Annotated in this window: 25 protein-coding genes; 11 read left to right on the forward strand and 14 right to left on the reverse strand. The window is 66.6% G+C overall.

The features are described from left to right. The first annotated feature begins 47 nt into the window (after positions 1-47). The gene (locus B0T44_RS14775) at positions 48-746 is read left to right on the forward strand and encodes a TetR/AcrR family transcriptional regulator (protein ID WP_077120276.1); all 699 of its coding nucleotides are present in this window, start codon (positions 48-50) and stop codon (positions 744-746) included. A 122-nt stretch (positions 747-868) separates the two neighbouring features. On the opposite strand, the gene B0T44_RS14780 is transcribed toward B0T44_RS14775, so the two are convergent. Continuing rightward, the gene (locus tag B0T44_RS14780; RefSeq protein ID WP_077120278.1) at positions 869-1,936 is read right to left on the reverse strand and encodes a ferredoxin--NADP reductase; all 1,068 of its coding nucleotides are present in this window, start codon (positions 1,934-1,936) and stop codon (positions 869-871) included. A 212-nt stretch (positions 1,937-2,148) separates the two neighbouring features. On the opposite strand from B0T44_RS14780, the gene B0T44_RS14785 reads away from it, so the two are divergent. Together B0T44_RS14785 and B0T44_RS14790 are read left to right on the forward strand one after the other, a co-directional pair. Beyond that, on the forward strand, positions 2,149-2,937 hold the full coding sequence (locus B0T44_RS14785; protein ID WP_175648114.1) for a mycofactocin-coupled SDR family oxidoreductase: 789 nt from the start codon (positions 2,149-2,151) through the stop codon (positions 2,935-2,937). Between the two features lie 2 nt (positions 2,938-2,939). After that, complete coding sequence (locus tag B0T44_RS14790; RefSeq protein ID WP_077120411.1) at positions 2,940-3,767, forward strand: mycofactocin-coupled SDR family oxidoreductase; 828 nt, start codon at positions 2,940-2,942, stop codon at positions 3,765-3,767. A gap of 392 nt (positions 3,768-4,159) precedes the next feature. On the opposite strand, the gene B0T44_RS14800 is transcribed toward B0T44_RS14790, so the two are convergent. The 4 genes from B0T44_RS14800 to B0T44_RS14815 form a co-directional block, all read right to left on the reverse strand. After that, complete coding sequence (locus tag B0T44_RS14800; RefSeq protein ID WP_077120284.1) at positions 4,160-5,032, reverse strand: alpha/beta fold hydrolase; 873 nt, start codon at positions 5,030-5,032, stop codon at positions 4,160-4,162. A gap of 143 nt (positions 5,033-5,175) precedes the next feature. Further along, a complete protein-coding gene (locus B0T44_RS14805) occupies positions 5,176-5,967 on the reverse strand; it encodes an SDR family NAD(P)-dependent oxidoreductase (RefSeq protein ID WP_077120286.1) in 792 nt (263 codons plus the stop codon). Between the two features lie 25 nt (positions 5,968-5,992). Then, complete coding sequence (locus B0T44_RS14810) at positions 5,993-6,250, reverse strand: hypothetical protein (protein WP_077120288.1); 258 nt, start codon at positions 6,248-6,250, stop codon at positions 5,993-5,995. Positions 6,251-6,335: 85 nt separating this feature from the next. Beyond that, positions 6,336-6,707, reverse strand: coding sequence for a nuclear transport factor 2 family protein (locus B0T44_RS14815; RefSeq protein WP_077120290.1), 372 nt, complete (start codon positions 6,705-6,707; stop codon positions 6,336-6,338). 277 nt (positions 6,708-6,984) lie between these two features. Between B0T44_RS14815 and B0T44_RS14820 the strand changes: the two genes are divergently transcribed. Then, on the forward strand, positions 6,985-8,562 hold the full coding sequence (locus B0T44_RS14820; RefSeq protein WP_281254080.1) for a flavin-containing monooxygenase: 1,578 nt from the start codon (positions 6,985-6,987) through the stop codon (positions 8,560-8,562). A gap of 68 nt (positions 8,563-8,630) precedes the next feature. Here B0T44_RS14820 and B0T44_RS14825 read toward each other — a convergent pair whose 3' ends face one another. After that, complete coding sequence (locus tag B0T44_RS14825) at positions 8,631-9,137, reverse strand: flavin reductase family protein (protein ID WP_077120295.1); 507 nt, start codon at positions 9,135-9,137, stop codon at positions 8,631-8,633. A 124-nt stretch (positions 9,138-9,261) separates the two neighbouring features. Here B0T44_RS14825 and B0T44_RS14830 point away from each other — a divergent pair, with 124 nt between their 5' ends. Beyond that, positions 9,262-9,972, forward strand: coding sequence for a PadR family transcriptional regulator (locus tag B0T44_RS14830; RefSeq protein ID WP_077120413.1), 711 nt, complete (start codon positions 9,262-9,264; stop codon positions 9,970-9,972). A 339-nt stretch (positions 9,973-10,311) separates the two neighbouring features. Here the strand turns inward: B0T44_RS14830 and B0T44_RS14840 are convergent, their stop codons facing one another. The 4 genes from B0T44_RS14840 to B0T44_RS14855 all read right to left on the reverse strand — a co-directional run bounded on the left by B0T44_RS14840 (position 10,312) and on the right by B0T44_RS14855 (position 14,694). Next, entirely contained in the window at positions 10,312-11,184 is an 873-nt protein-coding gene (locus B0T44_RS14840) for an IclR family transcriptional regulator (protein ID WP_077120300.1), read from the reverse strand. A 182-nt stretch (positions 11,185-11,366) separates the two neighbouring features. Then, positions 11,367-12,272 (reverse strand): biphenyl-2,3-diol 1,2-dioxygenase, encoded by a 906-nt coding sequence (gene bphC / locus B0T44_RS14845; protein WP_077120302.1) that lies wholly within the window; start codon positions 12,270-12,272, stop codon positions 11,367-11,369. A 27-nt stretch (positions 12,273-12,299) separates the two neighbouring features. Then, positions 12,300-13,478, reverse strand: a complete 1,179-nt coding sequence (locus tag B0T44_RS14850) for an acyl-CoA dehydrogenase family protein (protein WP_077120304.1) — start codon at positions 13,476-13,478, stop codon at positions 12,300-12,302. 10 nt (positions 13,479-13,488) lie between these two features. Next, positions 13,489-14,694: a 3-ketosteroid-9-alpha-monooxygenase, oxygenase component gene (locus B0T44_RS14855; RefSeq protein ID WP_077120306.1), complete on the reverse strand. Its 1,206-nt coding sequence runs from the start codon at positions 14,692-14,694 to the stop codon at positions 13,489-13,491. 174 nt (positions 14,695-14,868) lie between these two features. Here B0T44_RS14855 and B0T44_RS14860 point away from each other — a divergent pair, with 174 nt between their 5' ends. The 3 genes from B0T44_RS14860 (at position 14,869) to B0T44_RS14870 (ending at position 16,470) form a co-directional block, all read left to right on the forward strand. Beyond that, on the forward strand, positions 14,869-15,318 hold the full coding sequence (locus B0T44_RS14860; RefSeq protein ID WP_077120308.1) for a hypothetical protein: 450 nt from the start codon (positions 14,869-14,871) through the stop codon (positions 15,316-15,318). Continuing rightward, complete coding sequence (locus B0T44_RS14865; RefSeq protein WP_077120310.1) at positions 15,315-15,716, forward strand: hotdog family protein; 402 nt, start codon at positions 15,315-15,317, stop codon at positions 15,714-15,716. Before B0T44_RS14860 ends, B0T44_RS14865 begins: the two co-directional genes overlap by 4 nt. A gap of 178 nt (positions 15,717-15,894) precedes the next feature. Then, the gene (locus tag B0T44_RS14870; RefSeq protein ID WP_077120312.1) at positions 15,895-16,470 is read left to right on the forward strand and encodes a dihydrofolate reductase family protein; all 576 of its coding nucleotides are present in this window, start codon (positions 15,895-15,897) and stop codon (positions 16,468-16,470) included. Between the two features lie 51 nt (positions 16,471-16,521). On the opposite strand, the gene B0T44_RS14875 is transcribed toward B0T44_RS14870, so the two are convergent. The 4 genes from B0T44_RS14875 to B0T44_RS14890 all read right to left on the reverse strand — a co-directional run bounded on the left by B0T44_RS14875 (position 16,522) and on the right by B0T44_RS14890 (position 22,101). Next, positions 16,522-18,237 (reverse strand): ABC transporter ATP-binding protein, encoded by a 1,716-nt coding sequence (locus tag B0T44_RS14875; RefSeq protein WP_077120314.1) that lies wholly within the window; start codon positions 18,235-18,237, stop codon positions 16,522-16,524. After that, positions 18,234-20,087 carry an ABC transporter ATP-binding protein gene (locus B0T44_RS14880; protein ID WP_077120316.1) on the reverse strand — a complete coding sequence of 618 codons (1,854 nt, stop codon included), beginning with the start codon at positions 20,085-20,087 and terminating at the stop codon, positions 18,234-18,236. Before B0T44_RS14880 ends, B0T44_RS14875 begins: the two co-directional genes overlap by 4 nt. Beyond that, positions 20,084-21,106: an alpha/beta hydrolase gene (locus B0T44_RS14885; RefSeq protein WP_077120319.1), complete on the reverse strand. Its 1,023-nt coding sequence runs from the start codon at positions 21,104-21,106 to the stop codon at positions 20,084-20,086. Before B0T44_RS14885 ends, B0T44_RS14880 begins: the two co-directional genes overlap by 4 nt. 146 nt (positions 21,107-21,252) lie before the next feature. After that, positions 21,253-22,101 carry a helix-turn-helix domain-containing protein gene (locus B0T44_RS14890; RefSeq protein WP_077120321.1) on the reverse strand — a complete coding sequence of 283 codons (849 nt, stop codon included), beginning with the start codon at positions 22,099-22,101 and terminating at the stop codon, positions 21,253-21,255. Positions 22,102-22,653: 552 nt separating this feature from the next. Between B0T44_RS14890 and B0T44_RS14900 the strand changes: the two genes are divergently transcribed. The 3 genes from B0T44_RS14900 to B0T44_RS14910 are packed head-to-tail and all read left to right on the forward strand — an operon-like array spanning position 22,654 to position 25,210. Beyond that, a complete protein-coding gene (locus B0T44_RS14900; RefSeq protein WP_077120325.1) occupies positions 22,654-23,844 on the forward strand; it encodes a lipid-transfer protein in 1,191 nt (396 codons plus the stop codon). A 44-nt stretch (positions 23,845-23,888) separates the two neighbouring features. Beyond that, positions 23,889-24,329, forward strand: a complete 441-nt coding sequence (locus tag B0T44_RS14905) for a type II toxin-antitoxin system Rv0910 family toxin (protein WP_077120328.1) — start codon at positions 23,889-23,891, stop codon at positions 24,327-24,329. After that, the gene (locus tag B0T44_RS14910) at positions 24,326-25,210 is read left to right on the forward strand and encodes a MaoC/PaaZ C-terminal domain-containing protein (protein WP_077120330.1); all 885 of its coding nucleotides are present in this window, start codon (positions 24,326-24,328) and stop codon (positions 25,208-25,210) included. Before B0T44_RS14905 ends, B0T44_RS14910 begins: the two co-directional genes overlap by 4 nt. Positions 25,211-25,213: the final 3 nt, after the last annotated feature.

Raw genomic sequence — 25,213 nt, forward strand, 5'->3', positions numbered from 1 at the left:
AACCGAACAATGTTCGGATAGGAGAACAACGTACTACACTCGCCGGTATGACAACCGACGATCACGGACTGTCCGCCGGACAGGGCCGGGCGCGAATGCCCGGACAAGTGTGGCTGCGCCCAGAGCCCGCACGACGGGAGCCGCTGAGCCGCGACCGCATCGTGCACACCGCTCTGGAACTGCTCGATGAGGAAGGAGCCGACCGCCTCACCATGCGGCGGCTCGCCGAACGGGTCGGGTCAGGGCTGACGACCCTGTACGGGCATGTCCGAACCAAAGACGACGTGCTCGACCTGGCGCTCGACGCCGTCTATGCCGAGATCCAGGTGCCCGAACCGGCCGAGGATTGGCGGGAAGAGGTCGCCGGGCTGATGTGTGCATGGCGGGAGGCCCTGGTGCGGCATCCATGGTCGGCGCGTTTGCTGGGCCGCCCGCAGCTCGGCCCGCACATGCTGGCACGCGAAGAACGTCTGTACGCACTGCTGGCCGGGGCAGGCCTGACATCGCCGCGGTTGCAGGACGCCGTCTACGCACTGTCGAATTACGTGATCGGCTCCGTGCTCATGCAGATCTCCTGGCAGGAACAGGAACCCGCTACGCGCCAGGGAGCTACCGCCTACATCCACGCCAATCGCGAGACCTATCCAGCCCTCGTGGCGCACAGATCGGACACCGACACGGACTGGAAACGCAGCTTCGACACCGGCCTTCGTTACCTGCTCGACGGTGTCACGGTGGACCGCTGACGCCGGCGAGCAAACCAGGGCCTGGACACGGCCGACTCACCCTGCTTACCGGCCGCCCGAAAATTTCGGCCTCGATCGAAGCGCCGTTCCCTGGCGCGCCGGCCGGAGCATCGCCCTGGGCGTCAGAACCTGATCTCTAGTTCGTCGGTGAGCGGGCGGGCCTGGCAGCCGAGGATGTAGCCCGCGTCGATGTCCTCGGGATCGAGGATCCCGGCGTTATCCATGGCTACCTCGCCGCGCAGTACCGTGCAGGCACATGAGCCGCATTCGCCCTCCCGGCAGGAATACGGAACGTCGAGACCACGGGCCAGCATGACATCGACCAGGGTGCGGTCGCGCGGCCAGCGCAGCTGGTGGACGGCGCCGTCGAGTTCTACTGCGACGTCGGCGGCGTCGGCCGGATCGGAGTCGGTATCGGCGAGACCGGCGAGATCAGCTTCGGGTTCCTGGAACGGGTCGCCGGACAGCGAACTGAACACTTCGGCGTGTATCCGCTCGCGGGGCACCCCGACCTCGGTCAGTGCCGCGCGCACCGCATCCATGAACGGGGCCGGACCGCACAGGAACGACTCGTAGCCGGTGAACGGAGCCGCGAATACGGCCAGCTGCGCTGCGGTCGGCAGGCCCTGCAGCGATTCCAGCCAGTGCACGATCGTCAGCCGCGCGGGGTATCGTGCGGCGAGCTCCCGCAGCCGGTCGGCGAAGATCACCGCGCTTTCGTCCCGGTTGGCGTAACACAGCGTCACCTGCCCGCTGCCCGCGGCCAGCGCCGATTCCAGGATCGACATCACCGGCGTAATCCCGCTGCCCGCGGCCCACAGCAGGAAATCGTGGTCGAGCGAGGTCGGGGTGAACGTCCCCGCAGGCGGCAGCACCTCGATGGCGTCGCCGACGGCGATGTTGTCGCACAACCAGTTCGACGCGTACCCGTCGCGAGTGCGTTTGACCGTCACCTTGGGCCGGTGCCCGGCCACCGGGGAACTCGCCAGCGAGTAGCAGCGCGCCACCGAACCGGTCTGCTCGCTGGGCACGCGCAGCGTGAGGAACTGGCCGGGCCGGTAGCTGAACCGGTCGGCCGCATCCGCGGGCACGTCGAACACCAGCGACCTGGCCTCGGCGGTCTCCTCGATCACCTCGGAAACCCGCAGCAGCAGCGAACGCGAGCTGCGTCGCGCATCAGCACTCGCCATGGTCACGGTCGTCCTCCTGTGGTCGCGAAGCCGGGGATGGCAGCCGCCATAGTTGCCGATCCCCGCCGCACAGATCGCGGGCGATCCCGGTGACCGGGAGGCCGCGGTCTGCTCGCCCGCTCACTGGGACGACGCGCCGTGTCCGATCATTCGCCGAACCTAGCGTTGCAGCTCATGACGCACAGTAATTCGAGGGGGCGCCCGTGAACCGTATGCAGGACAAGGTGGCGCTGGTCACCGGAGCAGCCCAGGGCATGGGCCGCAGCCATTGTGAGCGACTTGCCGCGGCGGGCGCCGACATCATCGCACTCGACCTGGACGAACAGGCCGACGAACTGGCCGCCACCGCGCGGCTGGTCGAGGCACACGGCCGCAGATGCGTCACCGGTTACGCGGATGTCCGCGTGGCGCGCTCGCTCGCCGATGCTGTGGCCGCAGGCACCGCCCAGCTCGGCCGCCTCGACGTGGTCGTCGCCAACGCCGGGATCTACGCCGATCTCGCGCCCGGATGGGAACTGCCGGAGACGGCCTGGCAGCGCGCTATCGATGTCAATCTCACCGGTGTGTGGAACACCGTCCGCGCCGCCGCCGGTTACCTGACCGCGGGCGGTTCGATCGTGATCATCGGCTCCACCAACGGGGTCAAGGGCGGGGTATCGGCCGCGCATTACGCCGCGAGCAAACACGCGGTCGTCGGCCTGGCCCGCACGTTGGCCAATGAGCTCGGGCCTCGCGGAATCCGGGTGAACACGGTACATCCCGGCTCGGTGGGGACACCGATGATCCTGAACGACACCGTGTACGCCAAGCTCCGGCCGGACCTGGACACGCCGAGCCAGGAGGATGCTGCCGAGGCGCTGGCGGCCCGGAATCTCCTGCCGGTTCCCTGGGTGGAGCCGGTGGATATCAGCAATGCCGTGCTGTTTCTCGCCTGCGACGAATCCCGGTACGTCACCGGGATCGAACTCGTCGTCGACGCGGGACTGACTCAGAAAGTGTGATGATGGGACGGGTACAAGGCAAGATCGCGCTGGTCACCGGCGCGGCCCGGGGGATAGGACGGGCGCAGGCGGTACGTTTGGCCGCCGAAGGCGCCGGTATCGTCGCGGTGGACATCTGCGGCCCGGTCGATACGGTCGTCATCCCACCGGCCCAGCCGGAGGATCTCGAGGAAACCAAGCGGGCGGTCGAGGCGACGGGCGCACGCGTCATCACCGCTATCGCCGACGTGCGCGACGGGGCGGCATTGCAGACGGTCACCGACGCCGCCGTCGACGAGCTGGGCGGGCTCGATATCGTCTGCGCCACCGCGGGAATCACCTCCGCCGGACCGGCGCTGGAGCTGGACGAGCAGGCATGGCAGACGATGCTGGATGTGAACCTCACCGGTGTCTGGCTCACCTGCCGGGCGGCCGCGCCGCACCTCATCGCCCGCGGCGCCGGCGCAATGATCCTGACCAGTTCGATCGCAGGACTGCGCGGACTGGTCGGTGTCGCGCACTACACCGCCGCCAAACACGGTGTGGTCGGATTGATGCGATCGCTGGCGAAGGAACTGGCACCGCACAATGTTCGGGTCAACTCGGTGCATCCGACCAACGTGGACACCCCGATGATCCAGAACGATATGGTCCGCCGGTCGTTCCGCCCGGATCGGGAGAACCCGACCCAGGCGGAATTCGCCGAGGCGGCCACCACGATGAACATGCTGCCGATTCCCTGGGTCGAGCCGGTGGACGTGGCCAACGCCACGCTGTTCCTCGCCTCGGACGAAGCGCGCTACATCACGGCGGTAGCCCTCCCGGTGGACGCGGGCAGCACCCAGCGTTAGCGCACCACCGGCTTCACCGCGGAATCGATCGACTGGTCTTCCTGCCCGCCGACGAGGTTGCGCCTCGGCGGCGAGCAGGATTTCCGCCCCGCTGACGTCGTGGCGCTCATCCTGCCGGTAGGCGTGCTTCGGGAAGCTGGAGTTCATCTCGGCGTTCACCTCGGCATAGCCCGCGATCGGTGCCGGCCGACGCGCATTCGCCGCCCATTACCGGCTGCACCACGCCCTCGGATCGGCGTCGATGACCTTCAGAGCAGCGATATCGTCCTGGATACCAAGGTTTCGGCCGCCGCGCTGGACGAGCACGAGGTCGTCTCTCGGGTCGTGCGGGCGACCACCCCCGCACGACCCGAGACAAGCCGGTAACGGACGGCCCGGGGATGCAGGTGGAATCAGTCGGGCCGAGTGAGGAACGCGCGGACCGCGGACTCGAAGGCCGTCTTCTGTTCGATCATCGCCCAGTGCCCGCAGTTGGGGAACACATGCAGTTCCCCGCGGGGGAGCGTGCGCATCGGGATCAGAGCCATGTCCAGCGGGCTGACCCGGTCGTCGCGGCCCCAAGTGAGTAGGGTCGGTGCGGTGACTCTGTGCAGCATCGCCCACGGGGGCGGGGTGTCGGAGGACTGCATCGCCTGCATCATCTGCGCGAAGGCCGCTTTGCCGTACATGCGCCGCGCACTGGCCAGCGTGTCGGGATCGGTGGCCTGGGTCCAGCGCTCCTCGATCAGCTCCTCGGTGATCAGCGCAGGGTCGTACACCATGGAGTACAGCCACTGGATGAGACGCTCCCGGCTGGGGTTCTCGGTGAACTCCTGCAACAGCCGGATGCCTTCACCTGGGCCGGGGCTGAACAGGTTCCTGCCCACCCCGCCGATGGTGACCACCCTGCGCACCCGCTGCGGGTGACTGCTCGCGTACCCGAGCGCGACACCGCCGCCCATCGAGTTGCCGACGATATCGACCCGGTCGAGACCGAGCGCATCGACGAACCGGACCACCGCGTCGGCGGCAGTGACCATAGGGTGGCCGCCGAAGTCGTCGCTGACCCCGAAACCGGGGAATTCCAGGATCAGGCAGCGGAAATCCGCGGCGAACACCGGAAGGTTGCCGCGGAAGTTACGCCAGCCGGTGACACCCGGACCTGAGCCGTGCAGCAGGAGCAACGGGGGACCATCGCCTGCCTCGTGATAGCGAAGCGTCCCGGCGTCGGTGCGGATCTCCCGCAACGTGTCCTCATAGCTCAATTCGGATGTCTCGGATGTCATCGGCCAACCTTTCTCTGCACCTATCGCGGCCGCTTCTCACGCTGCCACCGCCACCGAGCCGCTCCCAGTCCTCGTTCCGGTCAGTGGACATCCGGGGCGCGGCTGTGCGTGGACTGCGGAAGGACTTCGCCCGGCCGTACCTATCAGGCGTGGGTGCCGCCGTCGATCCGGATTTCGGTGCCGGTGATGAATGCCCCGTCTTCGGAGACCAGCATCGCGATCACGCCGGCGACCGCTGTGGGGTCACCCATCCCCGCGCCGCCCGATTCGAGTTCGGTCGGCAGGATGGGCGACAGTTTCGCGAACAGCGACCAGTCGGCGTCGGCGGGCACGTAACCCCCTGTGGCGTCGGTGATCCCGGATTTGATGCTGCCCGGCGCCACGCACACCGCACGTAATCCCTTGCCGGCGAACTCGAGCGCGAGCGCGTGGGTGAAGGACTGGATTCCGCCCTTGCTGGCAGCGTAGGCCGCCATGTACGGGTGCGCGAACGCAGCCGAGGTGGAACTGAAGTTCACGATCGTCGAGCGGTGGTTGGCCAGCAGCGCGGGCAGTGCCGCGCGCACCATCAGAAAAGTGCCGGTGAGGTTCACACCGATGATCTGGTTCCACTGTGCGAGGCTCGTCTGGTCGGTATGCGACGCGCGCAGGATGCCGGCGGCATTGACCAGCGAGTCCAGACCGCCGAGGCTCGTGACAGCGGACTCGACACCCGCGGCCACCGAGTCCTCGTCCCCGATGTTGATCTCCAGCGTGGTCAGGCGCTCGGCGAGGCCGCGTTCGCCGGCCTGCTCACGCACCTGCGCCAGCCCGTCGGCAGCGATATCGGCGCCGACGACGGTGGCCCCCTCGGCCAGCAGCCGCAATACCGTGGCCCGGCCGATGCCCGAGGCGGCACCGGTGACGAGGGTGCGGTGATCGTCCAGTCGGTTCATGACTTCCTCTCGTTGTGCGGGCTGCTCAACCGAGCCGCCCGGGAACCGGTTCGTGCCGGAGACCGTCGGTGCGCAGGGCACCGCTGTCCACCGCCCGCGTGATCGAGTCACGCAGGGCGGTGCAGGTCGGGATCCAGTTGCTGTGTTCGCCGTCGGCCGCGCGACGGGCGAACTCCGCGCATGCGGTCTCGGCGTCGTCGAGCCACTGCACACTGGTGTGGCTCGGGCTGAACTTTTCCGCCAGCACTCGGTTCCCGCACGTAGCGCACTGTATTTCCTGCATTGCTGCTCCTGTCGTCAACAGGCTCCGGCGGCGTGGCGCGCACCCGCGTAGCCGAAAGCCATCGCGTCTTTTTCCGTGGCAGATTTCAGCGGGGTTCGATATCGTCCGGCGACCAGAACGCACGCATACTGGTGATCTGTGCCTGCTCGTCGAAGGTCATGACGTCGATGGGGGAGACGGTGACGGTCTGCTCGCCGGTTTCGGTGACAACGCGGAATCCGAATGCGGCGCTGTTGCCCGCGATGCGGACGGTGAGCAGCTCGGTGGTGGTGCGCACCGCGTCCAGCGGGCGATAGAACTCCTCGATCGCCGCCCGGCCCGCATGCGGCGGGGTGCCGACCGGATCCTCGAGGGTGGCGTCCTCGGCGTAGAGCGCCGCGATATCGGCCGATGTTCCGGTGGCGACGGTATCGAGGTAACGGAGCACGGCTGCTCGGATCTGTTCTGCTGCAGGCATCGACGCTTTCTCCTGGCTCGGGCTGGTGTGTGAACCGAACCACAGGCGCGGGCGCGTGAAACAGCTCTTTCCCGCCCAGCGGGAGGGCCGGTGCTCGCGCGGGCCCGATGCTCGCCGAACGTCCGGCCGGATATGCCGGTCAGCGGGAGAACGGCTGGTCGCAGTGGTTGTGCGGCTTCTAGCGTCGCGAGGCGGAACTGGTCTCGATCGAAAGGCAAATACTGTGAGCGCGAAGCCGTCGTCGCGGAGGGCGACTATCCGGAGCAGTGTCGATGTCGTGGTCGTCGGGGCCGGGATCGCCGGCCTCTACGCACTGCACAAGCTGCGCAGCGAGGGATTGTCGGTGCAGGTGTTCGAGGCCGCGGACGGAGTGGGCGGGGTCTGGTACTGGAACCGTTATCCGGGGGCGCGCTGCGACGTCGAAAGCGTCGACTACTCGTATTCCTTCGATCCCGAGCTTCAGCAGGAATGGGATTGGAGCGAGAAATACGCCACCGGCCCGGAGATCCTCGCCTACCTCGAGCATGTCGCCGACCGGTTCGATCTGCGTCGCGGCATCGTTTTCGGAACCCGGGTGACCGATGTGGTGCTGGACGAGGACACGACGCGGTGGCAGATCCATACCGACGCAGGCGATATGGTGTCAGCCCGGTTCTGCGTCCTCGCGGTGGGGCCGCTGTCGAACGCGCACGTGCCCGCCATCGACGGACTCGAATCGTTCGCCGGGCAGCTGTACCACACCTCCACCTGGCCGCATGAGGGTGTCGATTTCACCGGTGCCCGTGTCGGCGTGATCGGTACCGGATCGTCCGGTATCCAGGCGATTCCGCATATCGCGGAACAGGCCGAGCAGCTGTACGTATTTCAGCGCACCCCCAACTACAGTGTCCCGGCGGGTAACAAACCCCTCGACGACGCGTCCCGGCAGGCGCAGAAACGCGACTACGCCGAACGCAGGCGGTTGTCGATGGCCAGTGGCGGTGGTTCGCCGCATCAGCCGCATCCGGAGTCGGCGCTGGCGGTCTCGGAGGCGGAGCGGCGGGCGGCCTATGAGGAACGCTGGCAGCTCGGTGGGGTGCTGTTCAGCAAAACCTTCCCGGACCAGCTGCTCACCCGCGAGGCCAACGACACCGCCCGCCAGTTCTGGGAGGAGAAGGTGCGGGCGGTGATCGACGATCCCGCGGTCGCCGAAGTGCTCATCCCCGTCGATCATCCGATCGGGGCCAAGCGGATCTGCACCGACGACAACTACTTCCAGACTTTCAACCGCGACAATGTGCGCTTGGTCGACCTGCGCGCGACACCGATCACCCGGATCGATCCCGCGGGTGTGCGCACGGGGGATACGCACTACGAACTCGATGCGCTCGTTCTGGCCACCGGATTCGATGCGATGACCGGCTCGCTGGACAAGCTGAACATTGTGGGCCGAAACGGGCAGACGTTGAAACAGGCGTGGGCCGAGGGTCCGAAAACCTACCTCGGGCTCGGCGTCGCGGGTTTCCCGAACCTGTTCAACCTGACCGGTCCGGGCAGCCCATCGGTGCTGGCCAATATGGTGCTGCATTCGGAACTGCACGTGGACTGGGTGGCCGCCGCTATCGACTACCTCGACGCCCGCGGCGCGCTGGCGTTGGAGGCCCGCCCGGAGGCAGTTGCGGAGTGGGTGGCCGAATGCGCCGAACGCGCGGCCGGGACCTTGATGATGGACGCCAACTCCTGGTACCTGGGGGCGAACGTGCCCGGTAAGCCGCGGGTGTTCATGCCGTTCGTCGGCGGTTTCGGGGTGTACGGGCAGATCATCGCCGATGTCGCCGCGGATGGTTATCGGGGATTCGACGTCATCGAGGGCTGAGCGACGCCGAACAGGTGGCCGTCGCGACGGGAACATCGTCTCGTCGCGGCGACCACCCGTTGTCGTTTCTAGTTCGCGAGTTCGCCGAAGCTGCTTTTGTAGAACAGCAAGGGGCGGCCGTTGTCGTCGGCTGCTGAGGCGGTGATCCGGGCCAGGGCGATCGTATGGTCGCCCGCGTCGTGCTCCAGTTCCAGCGTCGCCTCCAACCGGGCCAGTGCTCCGGTGAGCGCGGGGGCGCCGTTACCCGCGGGCGTCCATGTGATCCCGGCGAACTTGTCACCGCCGGATACGGCGAATTTCGCGCAGATATCGCGCTGATCGTGGGCGAGGATGTTCACACACAGCTGTCCGACTTCCCGCAGCCGCGGCCAGCTGGTGGACGTTTTGGCAGGACAGAACGACAGGTACGGCGGATCCAAGGACACCGACACCACCGATTGGCAGGTGAAGCCGAGGGGCTGGATGCCGTCGTGGGCGGTGATCACCGCGACGCCGGTGGCGAAGTGTCCCCAGACCCGGCGCAAAGTGTCCGGCGCGGGGACCTCTGGTTCGATGGCGACGCTGTCTGCATTCATATGTCCTCCCGAACGAAATATCGACCACCAGAATCGGGCGCGCCGCCGCGGCGTTCAACGCGGCCTCCCAGTGAGCGGTAGATCGGTGGGGCCGACCCCAGCTCGGCGTTGATACCATTCCGTGGTGACAGCCGAATCGATTTCCGGATCGGAGCTGCCCACTCTGCCGCCGACGAGCTGGGCAGTTCTCGGCATGCTCTCCTACGAGGAGGAGATTTCCGGCTACGACCTGAAGAAGTGGTGCGATTGGAGCTTGCGCTACTTCTACTGGAGTCCGTCCTACAGCCAGATCTACTCGGAACTGAAGAAGCTCGAACAGCACGGCTACGCGACCTCACGGGTGCAGCGCGACGAGGGTGTGCGCGGTCGCCGGCTGTACAAGATCACCGAGACCGGTAGGGCCGCTGTCATCGCCTGGACCAACGAGACGCCGGTCGACCCTCCCGTGCTCAAACACCACGTGATGTTGCGGATCGCCTACGGGCACCTGAGCTCGCCGGACCGGCTCAAGGAGATCCTGCGCGAGCACATCGCCTATGTGGACAAGCTGGAACGGCGGGCCGCGATCGATGCCGGTGCCGCCAAATCCGAACCGGGCTGGGCGTATTCGCAGATCGTGCTGCAATGGTCGGAGCGGTACTACGCGGCCGAACGCGAACTGGCCCAGCAGTTGATCGACGATATCGACGCGGCGGACGCGGTGCTGCAGCAGGCTCGACGGGGGGACGAGGCCGGGTATCCGAAACCGGTTCCGGGACATTGGCGCGACGTCGAGCGGTGGGTGCAGGCGGAGGAGGCCGAATCGGACGGCGCGTCGGACTCCTCATCGAGCTGACAACCCGCGGGGTGGGTGGTGCGCGGCCGACAGCCGAGTGAGAAGACCTATCGCGGCCGGATCGGCCGCCATGACGCGGCAGAAGCCGTTGTGGCTGCCCGGATCACAGGATATGAAGCCGCTACGGGTGAGCGCCACCAGCGGCGGTACCGGTTCCGTCGGCGGCCGGTAGCTCCGGACGCGCGGGCAGTCGGGCAGATCCCGTTCGCCTATCTCACCGACCGGTATCGGTTGATCGAGTAGGCGCATCCCGCCCGCGCCTGCGGCCTGGTCATCGATTCGACTCGGGTAATCCGGCGGCCAGGCCGGGGAGCGGGGCGGCGATCTCGGGGTCGGGTGTCATACGAACTGGGGGCTCCGCTGTGCGTCGAGGGCGGGCGGCTGGACGGTGGTGGTCCGCATCGTGGGCCCGCCGCGCAGCAGACGTGGCTGTTGCAAGGTGGGCGCCACCCTGGCCGTGCCGCTGTCGATATTGCGCCAGATGGCGAGCGCGGTGGTGCGGACGGGGGCGGCGAGGCGGTAGTCGAAGGTCATCCGATCCACCGGGCCGCAGACCGACACCGCGGCCACCGCTTCGCCGATCTCACCGATGGGGGCGGCGACACAGCCGAAACCGGTCAGCGATTCCTCCCGCTCATGGGCGATGCCGTGTGCCCGGACCTTGTCCAGCTCGGTGCTCAGCTGGGCCCGGGTGGCGATGGAGTACTTGGTCCGCCGCTGGGCCAGGTCACCGCCGTAGGTGTCGAGCCAGCCGTCACCGGAGAACGCGAGGATGGCCTTGCCGACACCGGTACAGTGCGCCGGATGCCTGCCGCCGACGCGGGTCGGGATCGCGGCCGCCATACGCCCGCCGATCTTCTCCAGATACACCACATCGGGCCCGTCGAGAACGGCCAGGTGCACCACATAGCCCGTCACCCGGTGCAGTTCGTGCAGGAACGGCATGGCGGCGCGGTGCAACCGGTCCTGATGGACCGCCAGCGACCCCAGTTCGACCAGCCGCATGCCGAGCTCGTAGTCGCGGCCGTGCCGCCGCAACCACCGCAGCTGCACCAGCCGTTCGAGCATGCGATGGACCGACGACCGTGGCAACCCGGTGCGCCGCACGATCTGAGCGAGGGTCAAAGTGCCGGGGCCTTCGAACGCGTCGAGGACGAGGGATACGCGATCGAGTACGGCACTCGGGGTCGCGGCGTCGACCTGGATTGTCATGGATCCTCCATGCTGAGAGCGAAGCAACTGCCTAACCTGTGTATTTCGATTAGGCATATTCCTATAGATACCATGACGATGTGGTTGCTGTCACATGAACCAGCGAGTAACTTTCGGTAGAAGCACCACGGGCCGCAGATCGAGTGCTCGATCTGCGGCCCGTGGTGACGCGCGGGGGTCGGCTACATCGCCGCCAGCGGCTCACTACCCGACCAGTCGTGGCCCCAGTAGCTGTCGGCGGTGATCTCCTCCGCGGTGTAGTACCGCTCGTCGACGCGCATCCCGTCGGTGCCGAACTCGATATCCCAGCCACCGGGTGCCCGCACATAGAACGACACCATCTTGTCGTTGGTGTGCCTGCCCAACGTCGACGAGACGGAGAAACCGTCCTTGACAACCCGGTCCAGCGCCTGGCCGACGGCGTCGAGCGAATCGACCTCCACCATGATGTGCACCAGACCCGGCGCACCACCGTGCGGTGCCGGGCACAGCGCGAGGCTGTGGTGCCGCTCGTTGACGCCGAGGAACCGGATGCGCACCGGCCCGAACTCCGGCGGCGCCGGGATCCGGAACGCGCCACGCGGCAGGAACCCGAGGATGTCGGTGTAGAAGGAGAACGCACCGTTCGGGTCCATCGTCGGCAGCACGACATGGCCCAAGCCCTGGGCGCCGGTGACGAACTTCGCGCCGAACGGCGTCACCACCGGGCTGTGGTCGAGCACGGCACCGTGGAACACCTCTAGCGTCGCGCCGGTCGGATCCTCGAAGGTGATGACCTCCTCGACTCGCCGGGCATCGGCCTCCTCGACCGACAGCGGCTTGACCGTGATACCGGCTGCGGTCACCGCCTCCTGCACCCGCACCAGCGCCGCGTGGTCGCGCACTTCCCAGCCGATGGTCACCACTTCATCGGACTCACCCGGCACGATGACCATGCGCGCAGCACGTTCGTCCATGCGCAGGTAGAGCGCGTTCTCGTCCGGCCCGCTGCCCTCGGCGAAACCGAGCACCTCGAAGGCGAACTTGCGCCACCGGTCCATATCGTTGGTCTGGATCTTGACGTAGCCGAGACCCTTGATATCAGTCATTGTTGTTGTCCTTCTTGGTATTCGGCATCAGATCATCGAACGCAGATGCTGGGCGGGCTCCAAGCCCAGCGAACTCAACGCTGATGCGTGGTACACAGTGCTCGGCACGTGGATGGCGTGATTCAGGCCCGCATGGGCATCACGCCAGAACTGCTGTAGCGGTTTGTCCATCCGCAGCGCATTACCGCCGGAGCGGGCGAAGATCTGGTCCACGGCCATCACCGCCCGCCACGCGGCCCGCACCTGAGTGCGCCGTCCGGCGGCGCGCTCAGCGAAGGAGACCTCCTTACCGGAATCGACGAGGTCCCATATCTTGTCGACATTGGCCAGCAGTTCCTGCCGGGCAGCGTTGATATCGGCGGCCGCCTCGCCGACAGCAAAGAGAACATACGGATCGTCCTTGATCGCGGTGCCCTGGGCACCGACCCGGTCACGCTGGTAGTCCAGATGCGCGGCCAGCGCGCCCTCGGCGATACCGATCACGGCGGAGGTGATACCGAGCGGGAACATATTGGACCAGGGCATCTTGTACAGCGTCTGGGTGACCCCGTACTCCCGCTGGGTGGTGCCGTCGATCACGTGGTCGCCGTTCATCACGCGGTAGTCGGGTACGAACGCATCCCGGACGATGATGTCCTTGGAACCGGTCCCCTTGAGGCCGACCACATTCCACGAGTCCTCGACGATCTCGTAGTCCGAGCGCGGCAGGATCATGTGCAGCATGGTGGGCGGCGTAGCGATATTGCCGTCCGGATCACCCAGCATGGCGCCGAGGAAGATCCAGTCGCAATGGTCGGTGCCGGAGCTGAACTGCCAGCGGCCGTTGAAGATATAGCCGCCCTCCACCGGGCGCGCGATACCGGTCGGCGCATACGGTGACGCCATCCAGGTGTCGTTGTCGTCGCCCCACACCTCTTCCTGCACCTTGGGATCGGCGAAGGCCAGCTGCCACGGGTGGACGCCGACGATACCGCAGATCCACCCGCTCGCCGGGTCCAGCGAGGCGGTGGCCATCACCGTTTCGGCGAATGCCCGCGGGTGGGCTTCATAACCGCCGTACTTCTTCGGCTGCAGCAGCCGGATGGGGCCCGCTGTCTTCAGCATCTTCGCGGTATCGTCCGGGAGCCTGCCCAGGCGTTCCGCCTCCGGCGCCTGGTCGCGCAGCTGATCGGCGATCGCCAGGATGTTGTCGAGAACCTTGCTCATATCATTCCTCTTAGGATGCGCTCATGCGGCTAGTAGTAGGTGTGGTGACCACCCCGTTTGCGAGGTTCTCGGCGACTTCGGCTTCCCAGCTCTTGACGGCCCGGTCGGTGTCGATCTCGAATTCGAAGCGGGTGGTCATATCGTCGGTGATGTCCTCGACGTCCACGTAGAACTGCTTGTACCAGCGGCGCAGCTGATACACCGGGCCGTCCTCCTCGGACAACAGCGGATTGTCGATGGGCGCCTTGTTCTTCCAGATCTCGATGTCCTGCTCGAACCCGACCTCGACACCCTCGGCGAACTGCGCGGCCATCGCTTCGGCATCGGCATCCGACATACCCGCGGGCTTCTTCACCATCGCGCCGTACTGGAGGACGAACGAATTCTCGGTGACCGGATAGTGGCAGTTGATCAGCACCGTTTCGATCGTCATACCCTGCGCTTCGCTCCAGAGCCAGTCGATCATATACGACGGACCGAAATACGAAGCGTCCGAACGCAAAGTGGAATTCGGATCATCGTAATTGGTGCCGACATTGACGTCGTGCCGCGGCGTGGAACGCATGTACTGGGTCGCGACATGCCCCTCGAAGACGTTCTTGAAATACCGCGGGAACGCGTAGTGCACATAGAAGAAATGCGCCATGTCCACGACGTTGTCGACGATCTCCCGGCAGTGCGAGCCCTCGACGAGCATGGTGTTCCAGGTCCAGTCGGTCCACTCCGGGCTGCCGTATCCCTCGATCTCCGGGATGGTCACCTCATCGGTGGGCTTGCTGCCCTGCGGATCGTGCCAGACGAACAGCTGGCCGTTGCGTTCGAGCGTCGCCCATGCCCGGGTCCGGGCCAGCGGCGGCACCCGCCGCGCATATGGGATCCCGGTGCATTTCCCGTTGCCGCCCCAGCGCCAATCATGGAACGGACAGGCGATGGAATCGCCCTTCACGGTGCCGTGGGCGAGGTTGCCGCCCATATGCCGGCAGTAGGCGTCGAGGACGTGCAGCTTGCCGTCCGTTTCGGACTGGAAAACCACCAGGGTGGTACCGAATGCCTTGACTTCGTGCGGTTTGCCGTCCTGATACGTCTTCAGCAGGCCGAGGCAGTGCCAACCCCTGGCGAACCGGGTCGGCGCCGGCGCAGCCTCGATGTGCCTGATTTCATCCGTATCGGTGTGCGGTCGGCCGTTGTGCATTCGACCCGGCATAGAAACCTCCATGTCTCACCGGAGTTGCATCGTGTGCGCAGATGGTGGCCCCGTTCGCCGGGGGCGGGAAGCGTGCCGTCCCGGTCAGTGGGCAGGTTTCCGGCGGTCCATCCCCTCGGTCAGCCCGGCTCCCGATGAGCGGGAGCAGCGGGTACAGCCGGGAGGCACCGGTTCTACGGTCGCGGCATGCGCACAACGGGAAGTAACGCGCCGACAACGCCGGGGCAGACCGGTCGGCCGGTGCTCATCGAACTCGATCCTGCTGAGATCGGCGAGTTCGCCGCGGCGACCCGGCCGGGGGAGCCGACGTGCGCTCCCACCCGGCACCCCGTCGTCCCGCCGACCTACCTTGCGGCTCAGATGCTGCTGCCGCGAATACCGGAGATAGACGAGTGGCCGTGCGCGGATGCCGGCGCGGGCACGACCGTGGAGCAGGACACCCTGTTCTTCGGCCCACCGCCGCGTGCAGGTGACCAGCTGACCGTGGTCACCCGAGTCGATGCCTATCGGCAAGCAGGGCCGGGCGACGCGACGACAAGGGAAATGCTCACCCAGTATTTCGATCCCACCGAGCGCCTGGTCGCCGAGACATGGACGACGATCACCCGCCCGAGCGCCGGACAGGAGGCCGAATGAACATCGCCCCGCCACCGCCGACCACGATCGGCCCGTTGCCTCTGCACGACTTCCCCGCACCGCACACCGGTCTCGTGCTCGGGGCGGGGCTGCTCGCCTCCTACGCGACCGATTGGCTCGGCACCGATTCCGTGCGCCGATTCCGCACCCGATCCGTGCGTCCGCTGTCACCCGGCGACACGCTGACCTGCTCCGCCCGGGTCTTGCAGACCTATCTGCGCGACGGTGAACCGCACGTCGACCTGGCGCTCATCGGCACCGACCGACACGGAGCGACAGTCGTTCAAGCGTGGGCCACGTTCATCTGCCCTCCAGTAGACAGCCGAGACGAACGGCCCGATGAGGTGTGCTCGGCCGTGAAGGCCCCTGCTGGGGCACTGCCGATCGGCGCCGCGTAACAGAGCGTTCTGGTCGTCTCCTTCGATCGGTTGAGCAAAACGCCTGCCAGGACCATCGGTTTGCGACCGACCGATGATTTCTGCGACTGGTCGCCGTCTACTGTTTCGGCACACGATGTCGCATGCGACAACTTCCGTTCGACGCACTGCGACACACCCGAACGAAGGAGTAGAGCCTATGTCCATCCTGATTGCCACCGCGTTCGTCTCACTCGACGGTGTCGTCGAGGCGCCCGGCGGGGAACCCGGCTACCGCAACTCGGGCTGGACCTTCGAAGACATCGAGTTCGACGAGGCCGCCTACGAGATCAAGGGTCGCGAGGAGGAGGAAGCCGAGGCCATGCTGATGGGCCGGGTCAGCTACGAAGCGTTCTCGACGGTGTGGCCGGATATGACCGAGGAGTTCTCCGGCTACAACGCGATGCCGAAGTACGTCGTGTCGACCACGCTGCAGGAGAAGGACCTGGTGACCAACTGGGGAAAGATCAGTATCCTCCGTTCGCTGGACGACGTCGCCGCGCTCAAGGAGACCGAGGGCGGGCCGATCAGCATCCACGGCAGTGCCACCTTGAACCGCAGCCTGTCCGACGCGGGCCTGATCGACCGCTACCATCTGCTTGTCTTCCCGGTCCTGCTCGGCGCGGGCAAACGGCTGTTCAGCGATACCGATAAGGACAAGCAGAACCTCCGGCTCCTCGAGAGCGAGTCCTACAGCAACGGAATCCAAAAGCTGGTCTATGACGTCGTCCACTGACCTGTCCCAGCGTGGTCGACTCGTCTCCGTGGTTGTGCACAACATACCGGCTCATCGGCTCGCTGCCGGTGCCATGGAGACCTCCCAGAAATCGGCATAGCGGCCGCCCCGGCGCAGCAGCTCGTCGTGGTTGCCGTCCTCCACGATCCGACCACCGTCGAAGAAGACGACGCGATCGGCGCGCTGGACTGTCCGCAGCCGATGCGCGACCATCACCACCGTCCGCCCCGACATCAGGCGCTCGATACCCTCATGGACGGCTGCCTCGTTCACCGGGTCCAGTGCGGAGGTCACCTCATCCAGCAGCACGATGGGTGCGTTCTTCAGCAGTGCTCGTGCGATCGAAACACGCTGGCGTTCACCACCGGACAGCAGTGCGCCGCCTTCGCCGACATTCGTGGCCCATCCATCGGGCAGGCGCTCGATCACCTCGTCCAGCCGGGCCGCGGTCGCTGCCGCCCGCACCTCGGCGTCGTCGGCGTCGGGACGGCCGAGACGCACGTTCTCCTCGATCGTGCCGTCGAAGAGATACACCTGCTGGAAGACGATGGCGAACTGCGCCATCAAGACCTCGGTGTCGATTGCGCGCACGTCCACCCCGCCCACGCGCACCGCACCGGCGTCCACGTCGTAGAACCGTGCGAGCAACTGCAGCAGTGTGCTCTTACCCGCTCCCGACGGTCCGACGACGGCGAGCCGCTGTCCTTCCGGCACGGACAGCGACATATCGCTGATCACCGGGCGGTCGCCGTGCCGGAAGGTGACGGACTCGAACTCGAGGTCGTGGCGCGTCGGCTGGATCGGTTTGCGAGGTTCCGGCAGCGGTGCGGTGCGCAATACCGCGTCCAGTCGCGCCAGCTCGGATCGTGCGCCGCGGAGCTGGCTACCGATCTCGGCCAGCGACAGCAGCGGATCGGCGCAGCGGGCGGCGAGCACCAGGATCGCCAAAACCTCTGCCGTGCCGATATTCCCGCCGAGCGCGAGGTAGGCGCCCAGGGCCAGCAGCACGGTGAACATCACCTGCACCACCAGCGTCAAGCCGAGTACACCGGTCAGCGCCGACAGCGTCAGACGGCGCGATGCCCGCTCGACTTCCCGCAGCGAGTCGTCGAGCAACCGGAAACGTTCGGCGGTCCGGCCGCCGGCCCGCAGCACCGGCTGGGCCTGTAGATATTCGATGACTCGCCCGGCGGCCTCATGGTCGCGTTCGTGGCGCTCGGCATCGGCCGCGGCCATCGAGCGCCCCGTCCAGATCTGGATCGCCGCGACGATCGGTACCGCGGCCAACGCGGCCAGCCCCAGCTGCCAATGGAAGGCGAGCATCACGGCAATGATCGTCAGGGGAGTCACCGTGGCGGAGACGAGCGGTGCCAGCAGATGCGCGATCACGCTCATTGCCTGCAGGACACCGCGGCTGGCCAGGACCGACACCTCCCCGACACGGCCGGGGGTGTACCAGCCGATGGGCAATCGGGCCATATGGTCGCCGAAACGGCGATACACACCACGCAACAGCGTGGTCCCGACGCGGAAACCGGACAGGTCGCTGCGATAGCGCAGTATCGCGTAGACCGCGACCGCGGCCCCGAACGCGAGCAGCCAGGGCCAGGCCTCCCCGGGATCGCTGCCGAACAGCGCCCGCAGTACCGGTACCAGCAGAGCGTAGGACAGCCCTTCGGCTAGCGCGGTCGTTGTCATCAGGGCCACGGTGCGACGTACCGGCTGAGCGTAGGAGTGCCCGAGCACACGCAGCAGCATTCGGATCATCGGGACTTGTCTCCTTGCAGTGTCGGATCAGCCGCTATCCCCGCACGGGTGTCGATCTCGTCGGCGATCGCCGATCGATGAGACCGCCAGAACGCGGAGAACTTCCCGCTCTGTGCCAGCAGTTCGGCGGGTCTGCCGCGTTCGACGATCGCCCCGTTCTCCAGCATCACGACCGTGTCGGCATCGGCGACGGTCTCCAAGCGATGGGCGATGACCAGAATCGTCCGATCGCCCCCCAACGTCGCCAGCGCCCGGCGTACTGCCTGTTCGGTCTGCGGGTCGGCGAAGGATGTTGCTTCGTCGAGCACCAGAACGGGTGTGGCGGCGAGTAGTGCGCGGGCAAGCGAGATCCGCTGCGCCTCACCACCGGAGAGCCCGGCGTCTTCGCCTATCACAGTCTCGTATCCGCGCGGCAGCTCGAGAATCCGATCATGGATATTCGCCAGCCGGGCGGCGCGTACCACATCGTCGCGGTCGGCGTGCGGTACCGCCAGTGCGATATTGTCCGCGACCGACGCGCGCAGCAGGCGAACATCCTGAAAGACGAAGGAGACCATTCGGTAGAGCTCCCGGCTGCCGAGCTCGCGCAGATCGACACCGCCTACGGTGACCGACCCGTGGGTCGGGTCGAAGAACCGCGGCAACAGTTGAACCAGCGTGGATTTTCCGCTGCCTGACGGCCCGACGATCGCGGTGACCGTACCTGGCTCTAGCACCAGGTCGATCCCGCGCAGCACCTCATGATCGGCCGTATAGCCGAATCGGACGTTACGAAATTCCACCCGGTGGCCCTGGGAGGCGATCGGGTGCGCAGGTTCCGGTAGCGACGGCTCCGCGAGCACGTCCCGGATCCGACCGACCGCGCGCCGGGCGGCCTGCATATCGTCGAAGCCGTGGCCCAGGGCCGCCACCGGCGCGGTCAAGCCCAGTCCGAGCAGCAGGAACGGCAGCAGGTCGGCTGGGGCCATGCCACCGGTCGTGATCAGGGCCGCACCGCCGACCAGCACGACCAGCAGCACGAACGGCGGCGACAGCGCCACCTGCATCCCAGCGGCGATCCCGGCGAGACCACGCACCATCCGGAGAAATATCTCGGCGAAATCGTCTGCGGCAGTGACGAATTTGCGGTGCGCGCGCCCGGCGCCGCCGAATGCTTTGACCACCGCGATCCCCTGCACGAACTCGACAACCGAATTCGCGATCCGTCCCATGGCCGCGTCGAACTCCTTCTGCTCACGCAGTCGGGTCGGGGTCATCATCAGCGGGACCAGCGCCACCGCCAGCAGCACCGGGATCAGCGTGATCAGCGTGAGCCGCCAGTCGACGGTGAACAAGTAGATCAGCGACACCAGCGGTACCACGAATGCCGAGACGAGCTCGCCGGGGGTGTGGGCGATGAACGGGTGCACGGCACTGACGTCCTCGCCGACCACCTTCGCCAGCTCACCGGTGCGGCGCCGGGAGAACCAGCCGATCGGTACCCGCCCCAGCCGCGTGGCCAATTGCCGACGGAACGACAGTTGCACCCGGCTGTCGAGCATATGCCCGATTCCCGACGACGCGGCCGTGAACAGTAGTCGCACGAACAAACCGGCCGCACCCACGATCACTACGACCCAGACGTGACCGTGATCGACCGGACCGGGCGACAACAGAGCCCGGCCCAATTCCACGACCGCCAGCAGCGGCGCCAAACCAGCAACGGCGCCGATGATCTGCAGGATCACAACGGCGATGAAACCGCCCAGATAAGGGCGCAGCAGCCGTGCCATGCTCTGCTCCCGCGCAGAATCGGCATCCGGTGGTGGTGCTGTCTGCTCACTCACCTCGGGAAGGTCAGTGGTAGTCATCGCTGTCCGGTTCTCCTCGATCCCGCCGCCGACCGCGAAACGAGCCGGTCCCGGAGGAACTCGGCGATCTCCGCCCGCGCCGCCTTGGCCTGCGGCACCAGGCCCGGCATGCTGAGGAACGCGTGGGTTGCACCGGGGTATTCGGTGAGCTGCGCGGGTGTCCCGGATTCGAGCAGCCGTTCGGCGTAACGGCGGCCGTGATCGGCCAGCGGGTCGATGGTCGGCACCACCACGAGTGCCGGCGCCAGCCCACTCCGGTCGCCGGCATGCAGCGGCGACAGCGGACGAGGATCCGTGCCCGACGGAACCGCCAGACGCTGGAAGAACCGGATCTCCGCGACGGTCGAAGTCGGGCTGTTCGCATGCTCGACCATCGAGGGGTAGTCGAACATCGTCTCGGTCAGATCGGTAACGGGGTTGACCAATACCTGCGCCTGCAAGGGCAGGCCGGACTCTTTGGCGCGGATCGCGGCGAGCGCGGCAATCAGCCCGCCGGTGCTCTCACCGACGACCGCGACACGAGCCGGATCCACTCCCCATTCCGCGGCGTGCTCGACCACGTGCTGTAGCACATCCCAGCCGTCGTCGACGGCTGCAGACAACGCGGTACCCGGAGCTATCAGGCGATGCTCCACCGAGACGACCACCGCGGGTAGTCGTGCGGCGAAATGACTGTTCGCCCAATCGCATTGAACCGCCGTGCCCACGAACCCGCCGCCGTGCACCTGAAGTAGGAGCGGCAGGTCGGCGTCCCTGCCGCCGTACTCGGGTGATGGCCGGTAAACCCGGACCGGAACTGCGCGATCGGGCAGCGTCACCTCTTGCCATTCGATCGCTGCTCCGCGGTCGGGAAGTCCGGTGACGACCCGCCCGATACGGGACGCCGCCTTGCGGTTCGCCGCGTCGCGGAAGGCAATCAACTCCTCGCTCGTCATCGTCGACCAGTCCGGCTCCCTTTGCAGGGCATGCAGCAGGCGGATACCCCGCGGCGGCCGTTCCGCATCGGTGACGTCGTTCATGTCTTCTCCTCGACCACGGTCATTGCGTTATCCGTCATCGCGCCGACCGGCGCACTTCCGGATAGAACTGTCAGCATCGCCAGCGCACCGACGGGTGTCTTGGAGAAATGTTCCGCTGTGGTCGGCGTCACGAGCGCCGGCCCGAGTCACATCTTGGGTGTCTGCTCCGGGGCAGCCCACGCGACGTCGTCGACCGCGAGCCACGGCGCGACCGCAACGGCGGTGGGCGTCACCCCGGCAAAGGTCATGACGTCCCGATGGAGGTGGGACTGGTCGGCATAGCCGCTCTCCGCCGCCACTACGGCGGCGCTGTGACCTGCGGCGAGACGGTGTACCGCATAGTCGAACCGGACTAGCTGGGCGGCGCGTTTAGGGGTGAGACCGACCTGGGATCGGAACCGGGACCACAGCCGCTTACGGCTCCAGCCGACCTCGGTCGCCAGCTGCTCGACCCGAACTCGTCCCCGGCTGGTCACCATCTGCCCCCAGATGAAGGCGACCTCCGGGTCGACCATCCGGCCCATCTCCTGTCGTCGAGTGAGCGCGGTCTCCGCGATCGCGAACCGTTCATCCCACGACCGGGCAGCGTGCAGTTGCTCCTGGGTCCGCACGGCATCGCGCCCCCACAGCTCTTCGAGAGTGACCACCGCCCCGCCCAACTCCGAAGGGTCGCCCAGCACCGCGTGTGCGACTACCGGCGACAGCCGTACCTGCAGGCAGTCGATATTGCGCCCGCGTCCACGAAGGCTGTGGGGCATGAGGCCGACAGCTGTGCAGCTGCGCATCCGCTGACTACTGGCGTCACCCATGAGCAGTCCGTCGCCGAAGTCGATGAACACTGTGAGTGCCGGATACGGAATCACTTGGATGTCGACGAGGCCCTTCGTCCGGCCGCGGAACCCGGCCATGCTGACCCCCGCCATACGGCCCGACCGGGACGGGAGCGCGATGTCCCACATAGCCGCAGCGTCAGGAACCGGCTCGACAGTTCGCATGCCGCCATGTTACGAACCGCTCGAGCGCCTTCGATGAAATCGCCTTCCCGTTGCCGGTGCGAGTGCGCTGTTCGACAGTCTCGCCATCCGGCCACCCAACCTCCCGCACCACTGCGACTGTCGACATCACCTTCATCAAGCCCTCGGCCTGCTGGCCGGTCGAGGACTCGACGGCGTCGGCCACACCGGCGATCCCGCAGCCAGGTCTTCCGTACCGCCATGACCACTGGCCAAGAACGAAACGTCTCAGTGCCCTGCCGAAGTTAAATGAGACGGTAGTCCCGGAAAGTGGGGTGCGAGGGGCTGGATTCTGCACCGGGCCGGCAGGAGGCTCGATGGCGGTCGCAAGTGCGTAACCTCCTCGCGTTCTGCCTTGTTGGCCTGGCATCACGATGAGCGAGGTAGCTGTGCGGTTTCCCGGCGTGGTCGCTGCTCTGGTTCTATCCGGATCAGCCGTCGGTATTGATATGGACGTCGTGTCCAACATATATTTAGAGTGACACGGCGTCTCAGATACCTGGGCGCCGCAGAGCGGCACATGGGAGTGCGTATATGACACAGAAGGTGTTCGTCATCGGCGTCGGCATGACCAAGTTCGAGAAGCCGGGCGAGCTGGAATGGGACTACCCCGACATGGCTCGCGAGGCGGGGACCAAAGCGCTCGAGGACGCCGGCGTGGGATACGACCAGGTCGAACAGGCCTATGTCGGGTATGTGTACGGCGAGTCCACCTCGGGGCAGCGCGCGGTCTACGAGCTGGGCCTGACCGGTATCCCGGTGGTCAACGTCAACAACAACTGTTCCACCGGTTCCACCGCGCTGTTCCTTGCGGCGCAGGCGATTCGCGGCGGGCTGGCCGAGTGCACGCTGGCGCTGGGCTTCGAGAAGATGCAGAAGGGTTCGCTGGGCTCGACCTACGACGACCGGGAACAGCCGATGATGCGGCATCTGCTGGCGCTCGCCGAACTCCAGGAGTTCGCGATGCCGCCCGCGCCGTATATGTTCGGTGCCGCGGGCAAAGAGCATATGGAGCGCTACGGCACCACCGTCGAGCAGTTCGCCCAGATCGGTGTGAAGAACCACCGGCACTCGGTGAACAACCCGTATGCGCAGTTCCAGAAGGAATACAGCCTAGAGGAAGTGCTGGCGGCCAAGCAGATCTACGGTCCGCTGACCAAGCTGCAGTGCTCGCCGACCTCCGATGGCTCCGGTGCGGTCGTCCTGGCGAGCGAGGCGTTCGTCGACCGGCACAACCTGTCCGAGCAGGCGGTCGAGATGGTCGGGCAGGCCATGGTCACTGATATGGCGTCCACCTTCGACACCCAGAGCGCGATCAACCTGGTCGGCGCCGATATGACGCGCACCGCGGCGTTGCAGGTCTACGAGCAGGCCGGGATCGGACCCGAGGACATCGACGTCATCGAGTTGCACGACTGCTTCTCGACCAACGAGCTGCTGACCTATGAAGCGCTCGGCCTGTGCGCGCCGGGTGAAGGCGGCCGCCTCGTCGACGACAACGCCACCACCTACGGCGGCAGGTGGGTCGTCAACCCCTCCGGCGGCCTGATCTCCAAGGGCCATCCGCTCGGCGCCACCGGGCTGGCCCAGTGCAGCGAACTCACCTGGCAGCTGCGTGGCACCGCCGATGCTCGTCAGGTCGACGGTGCGTGCATCGCCCTGCAACACAACATCGGCCTCGGCGGCGCGGTCGTAGTAACTGCCTACCGCCCTGCCGCGCGCTGACCATTCCCTCACGAACTTCGCTCAACCCGCACAAGGAGTAACCCATGGCATCCGTGTCCGTTTCCACCGATCTCCCCGTCACCCCTGAACAGGTGTGGGCGCGCCTGAGCGATCTGGCGAACTGGGAGGAATGGCTGACCATCCACCAGGGCTGGCGCAGCGAGCTGCCCGCCGAACTCACTGCAGGCTCCCGCTTCATCGAGGTCGTGTCGGTGATGAACATGGCCAACAAGATCGAGTGGACCGTCGCCGAGGTCGACCCGAACAAGTACCTGCGCATCACCGGCACCGGAATGGCCGGTGTCACCGTGGAATTCGCGCTGAAGGTGGAGCCGACCGACACCGGTGCCTCGGCCGTTTTCGATGCCAGCTTCACGGGCACGATGATCGTCGGCCCCATCGGCAAGGCCGTAGCCAAGAACGCCGAGGCCGACCTGAAGGCCTCGATGGCCAAGTTCACCGAGCTGGTCGGTTCGGCGGCGTGAGCACCTCGGAATCGGTCGGAGTCGTCTTCGACGGCTCCGGCCTTGGGCAGTGGACCGACGAGGAGCGGTTCGAGGTGACCGCCGAACGGATCGCCGAATACGCTGCGGCGACCAATGATCCGATCGCCGCGCACCGCGGTGGTGAGGTCGCGCCGCCGGTGTTCGCGGTGGTGCCGGTGTTCACCTCGATGGCGCCCGCGGCGCTGTCGGTGGCGCCGGTGGAACTGCTGATGAAACTGGTCCACGGTGAGCAGGACTTCCGGTTCCACCGGCCGATCCGGCCAGGGGACGAGCTGGTCGTGCGGGCCAAGCCGATCGGCTACCAGGGCAGGCCGAACGGTTCCACCGTTGTTGTCTATGCCGAAACCCGCGACGCCGCCGGTGCTCTCGTCAACGAGCAGTGGCTGACCGCGTTCTTCCGTAAGGTCGACGCAGGCCCGGGTGAGGGGGAGCAGGCGCCCGGGCACCGGATCACCGACGCCGACCGGGCGAGCGAGCCGGTCGCGACGGTCACCGCCCATATCGACGACGACCAGACGTTCCGCTACTCCCCGGCTTCGGGCGATCCGATGCCGATCCACCTGGACGACGAGATCGCCCGCATGGCGGGGCTGCCCGGCATCATCAACCATGGTTTGTGCACCATGGCGTTCACCTCCTGGGCCGCGCTGACCGAACTCGCCGACGGCGATACCGCGCGGTTGCGGCGGCTGGCGGTGCGCTTCGCCAAGCCGGTACTGCCGGGCCGGGACATCACCACCACCCTGTGGCGCACCGACACCACTGAACCCGGCGTGTCCGTCTATGCCTTCGAGGCCGAGGCCGAGGCCGACGGCGAGATCGCGATCACCGACGGCCGCGCCGAGATCACCACCGCCTGAACG

Source organism: Nocardia donostiensis, from assembly GCF_002081715.1.
Lineage (GTDB): Bacteria > Actinomycetota > Actinomycetes > Mycobacteriales > Mycobacteriaceae > Nocardia > Nocardia donostiensis.

What these genes read in the sequence shown, in the direction of transcription:
- B0T44_RS14775 (WP_077120276.1), top strand. Translation starts at nt 48, where the DNA reads ATGACAACCGACGATCACGGACTGTCCGCCGGACAGGGCCGGGCGCGA.
- B0T44_RS14780 (WP_077120278.1), bottom strand. Translation starts at nt 1,936, where the DNA reads ATGGCGAGTGCTGATGCGCGACGCAGCTCGCGTTCGCTGCTGCTGCGG.
- B0T44_RS14785 (WP_175648114.1), top strand. Translation starts at nt 2,149, where the DNA reads ATGCAGGACAAGGTGGCGCTGGTCACCGGAGCAGCCCAGGGCATGGGC.
- B0T44_RS14790 (WP_077120411.1), top strand. Translation starts at nt 2,940, where the DNA reads ATGGGACGGGTACAAGGCAAGATCGCGCTGGTCACCGGCGCGGCCCGG.
- B0T44_RS14800 (WP_077120284.1), bottom strand. Translation starts at nt 5,032, where the DNA reads ATGACATCCGAGACATCCGAATTGAGCTATGAGGACACGTTGCGGGAG.
- B0T44_RS14805 (WP_077120286.1), bottom strand. Translation starts at nt 5,967, where the DNA reads ATGAACCGACTGGACGATCACCGCACCCTCGTCACCGGTGCCGCCTCG.
- B0T44_RS14810 (WP_077120288.1), bottom strand. Translation starts at nt 6,250, where the DNA reads ATGCAGGAAATACAGTGCGCTACGTGCGGGAACCGAGTGCTGGCGGAA.
- B0T44_RS14815 (WP_077120290.1), bottom strand. Translation starts at nt 6,707, where the DNA reads ATGCCTGCAGCAGAACAGATCCGAGCAGCCGTGCTCCGTTACCTCGAT.
- B0T44_RS14825 (WP_077120295.1), bottom strand. Translation starts at nt 9,137, where the DNA reads ATGAATGCAGACAGCGTCGCCATCGAACCAGAGGTCCCCGCGCCGGAC.
- B0T44_RS14840 (WP_077120300.1), bottom strand. Translation starts at nt 11,184, where the DNA reads ATGACAATCCAGGTCGACGCCGCGACCCCGAGTGCCGTACTCGATCGC.
- bphC (WP_077120302.1), bottom strand. Translation starts at nt 12,272, where the DNA reads ATGACTGATATCAAGGGTCTCGGCTACGTCAAGATCCAGACCAACGAT.
- B0T44_RS14850 (WP_077120304.1), bottom strand. Translation starts at nt 13,478, where the DNA reads ATGAGCAAGGTTCTCGACAACATCCTGGCGATCGCCGATCAGCTGCGC.
- B0T44_RS14855 (WP_077120306.1), bottom strand. Translation starts at nt 14,694, where the DNA reads ATGGAGGTTTCTATGCCGGGTCGAATGCACAACGGCCGACCGCACACC.
- B0T44_RS14860 (WP_077120308.1), top strand. Translation starts at nt 14,869, where the DNA reads ATGCGCACAACGGGAAGTAACGCGCCGACAACGCCGGGGCAGACCGGT.
- B0T44_RS14865 (WP_077120310.1), top strand. Translation starts at nt 15,315, where the DNA reads ATGAACATCGCCCCGCCACCGCCGACCACGATCGGCCCGTTGCCTCTG.
- B0T44_RS14870 (WP_077120312.1), top strand. Translation starts at nt 15,895, where the DNA reads ATGTCCATCCTGATTGCCACCGCGTTCGTCTCACTCGACGGTGTCGTC.
- B0T44_RS14875 (WP_077120314.1), bottom strand. Translation starts at nt 18,237, where the DNA reads ATGATCCGAATGCTGCTGCGTGTGCTCGGGCACTCCTACGCTCAGCCG.
- B0T44_RS14880 (WP_077120316.1), bottom strand. Translation starts at nt 20,087, where the DNA reads ATGACTACCACTGACCTTCCCGAGGTGAGTGAGCAGACAGCACCACCA.
- B0T44_RS14885 (WP_077120319.1), bottom strand. Translation starts at nt 21,106, where the DNA reads ATGAACGACGTCACCGATGCGGAACGGCCGCCGCGGGGTATCCGCCTG.
- B0T44_RS14890 (WP_077120321.1), bottom strand. Translation starts at nt 22,101, where the DNA reads ATGCGAACTGTCGAGCCGGTTCCTGACGCTGCGGCTATGTGGGACATC.
- B0T44_RS14900 (WP_077120325.1), top strand. Translation starts at nt 22,654, where the DNA reads ATGACACAGAAGGTGTTCGTCATCGGCGTCGGCATGACCAAGTTCGAG.
- B0T44_RS14905 (WP_077120328.1), top strand. Translation starts at nt 23,889, where the DNA reads ATGGCATCCGTGTCCGTTTCCACCGATCTCCCCGTCACCCCTGAACAG.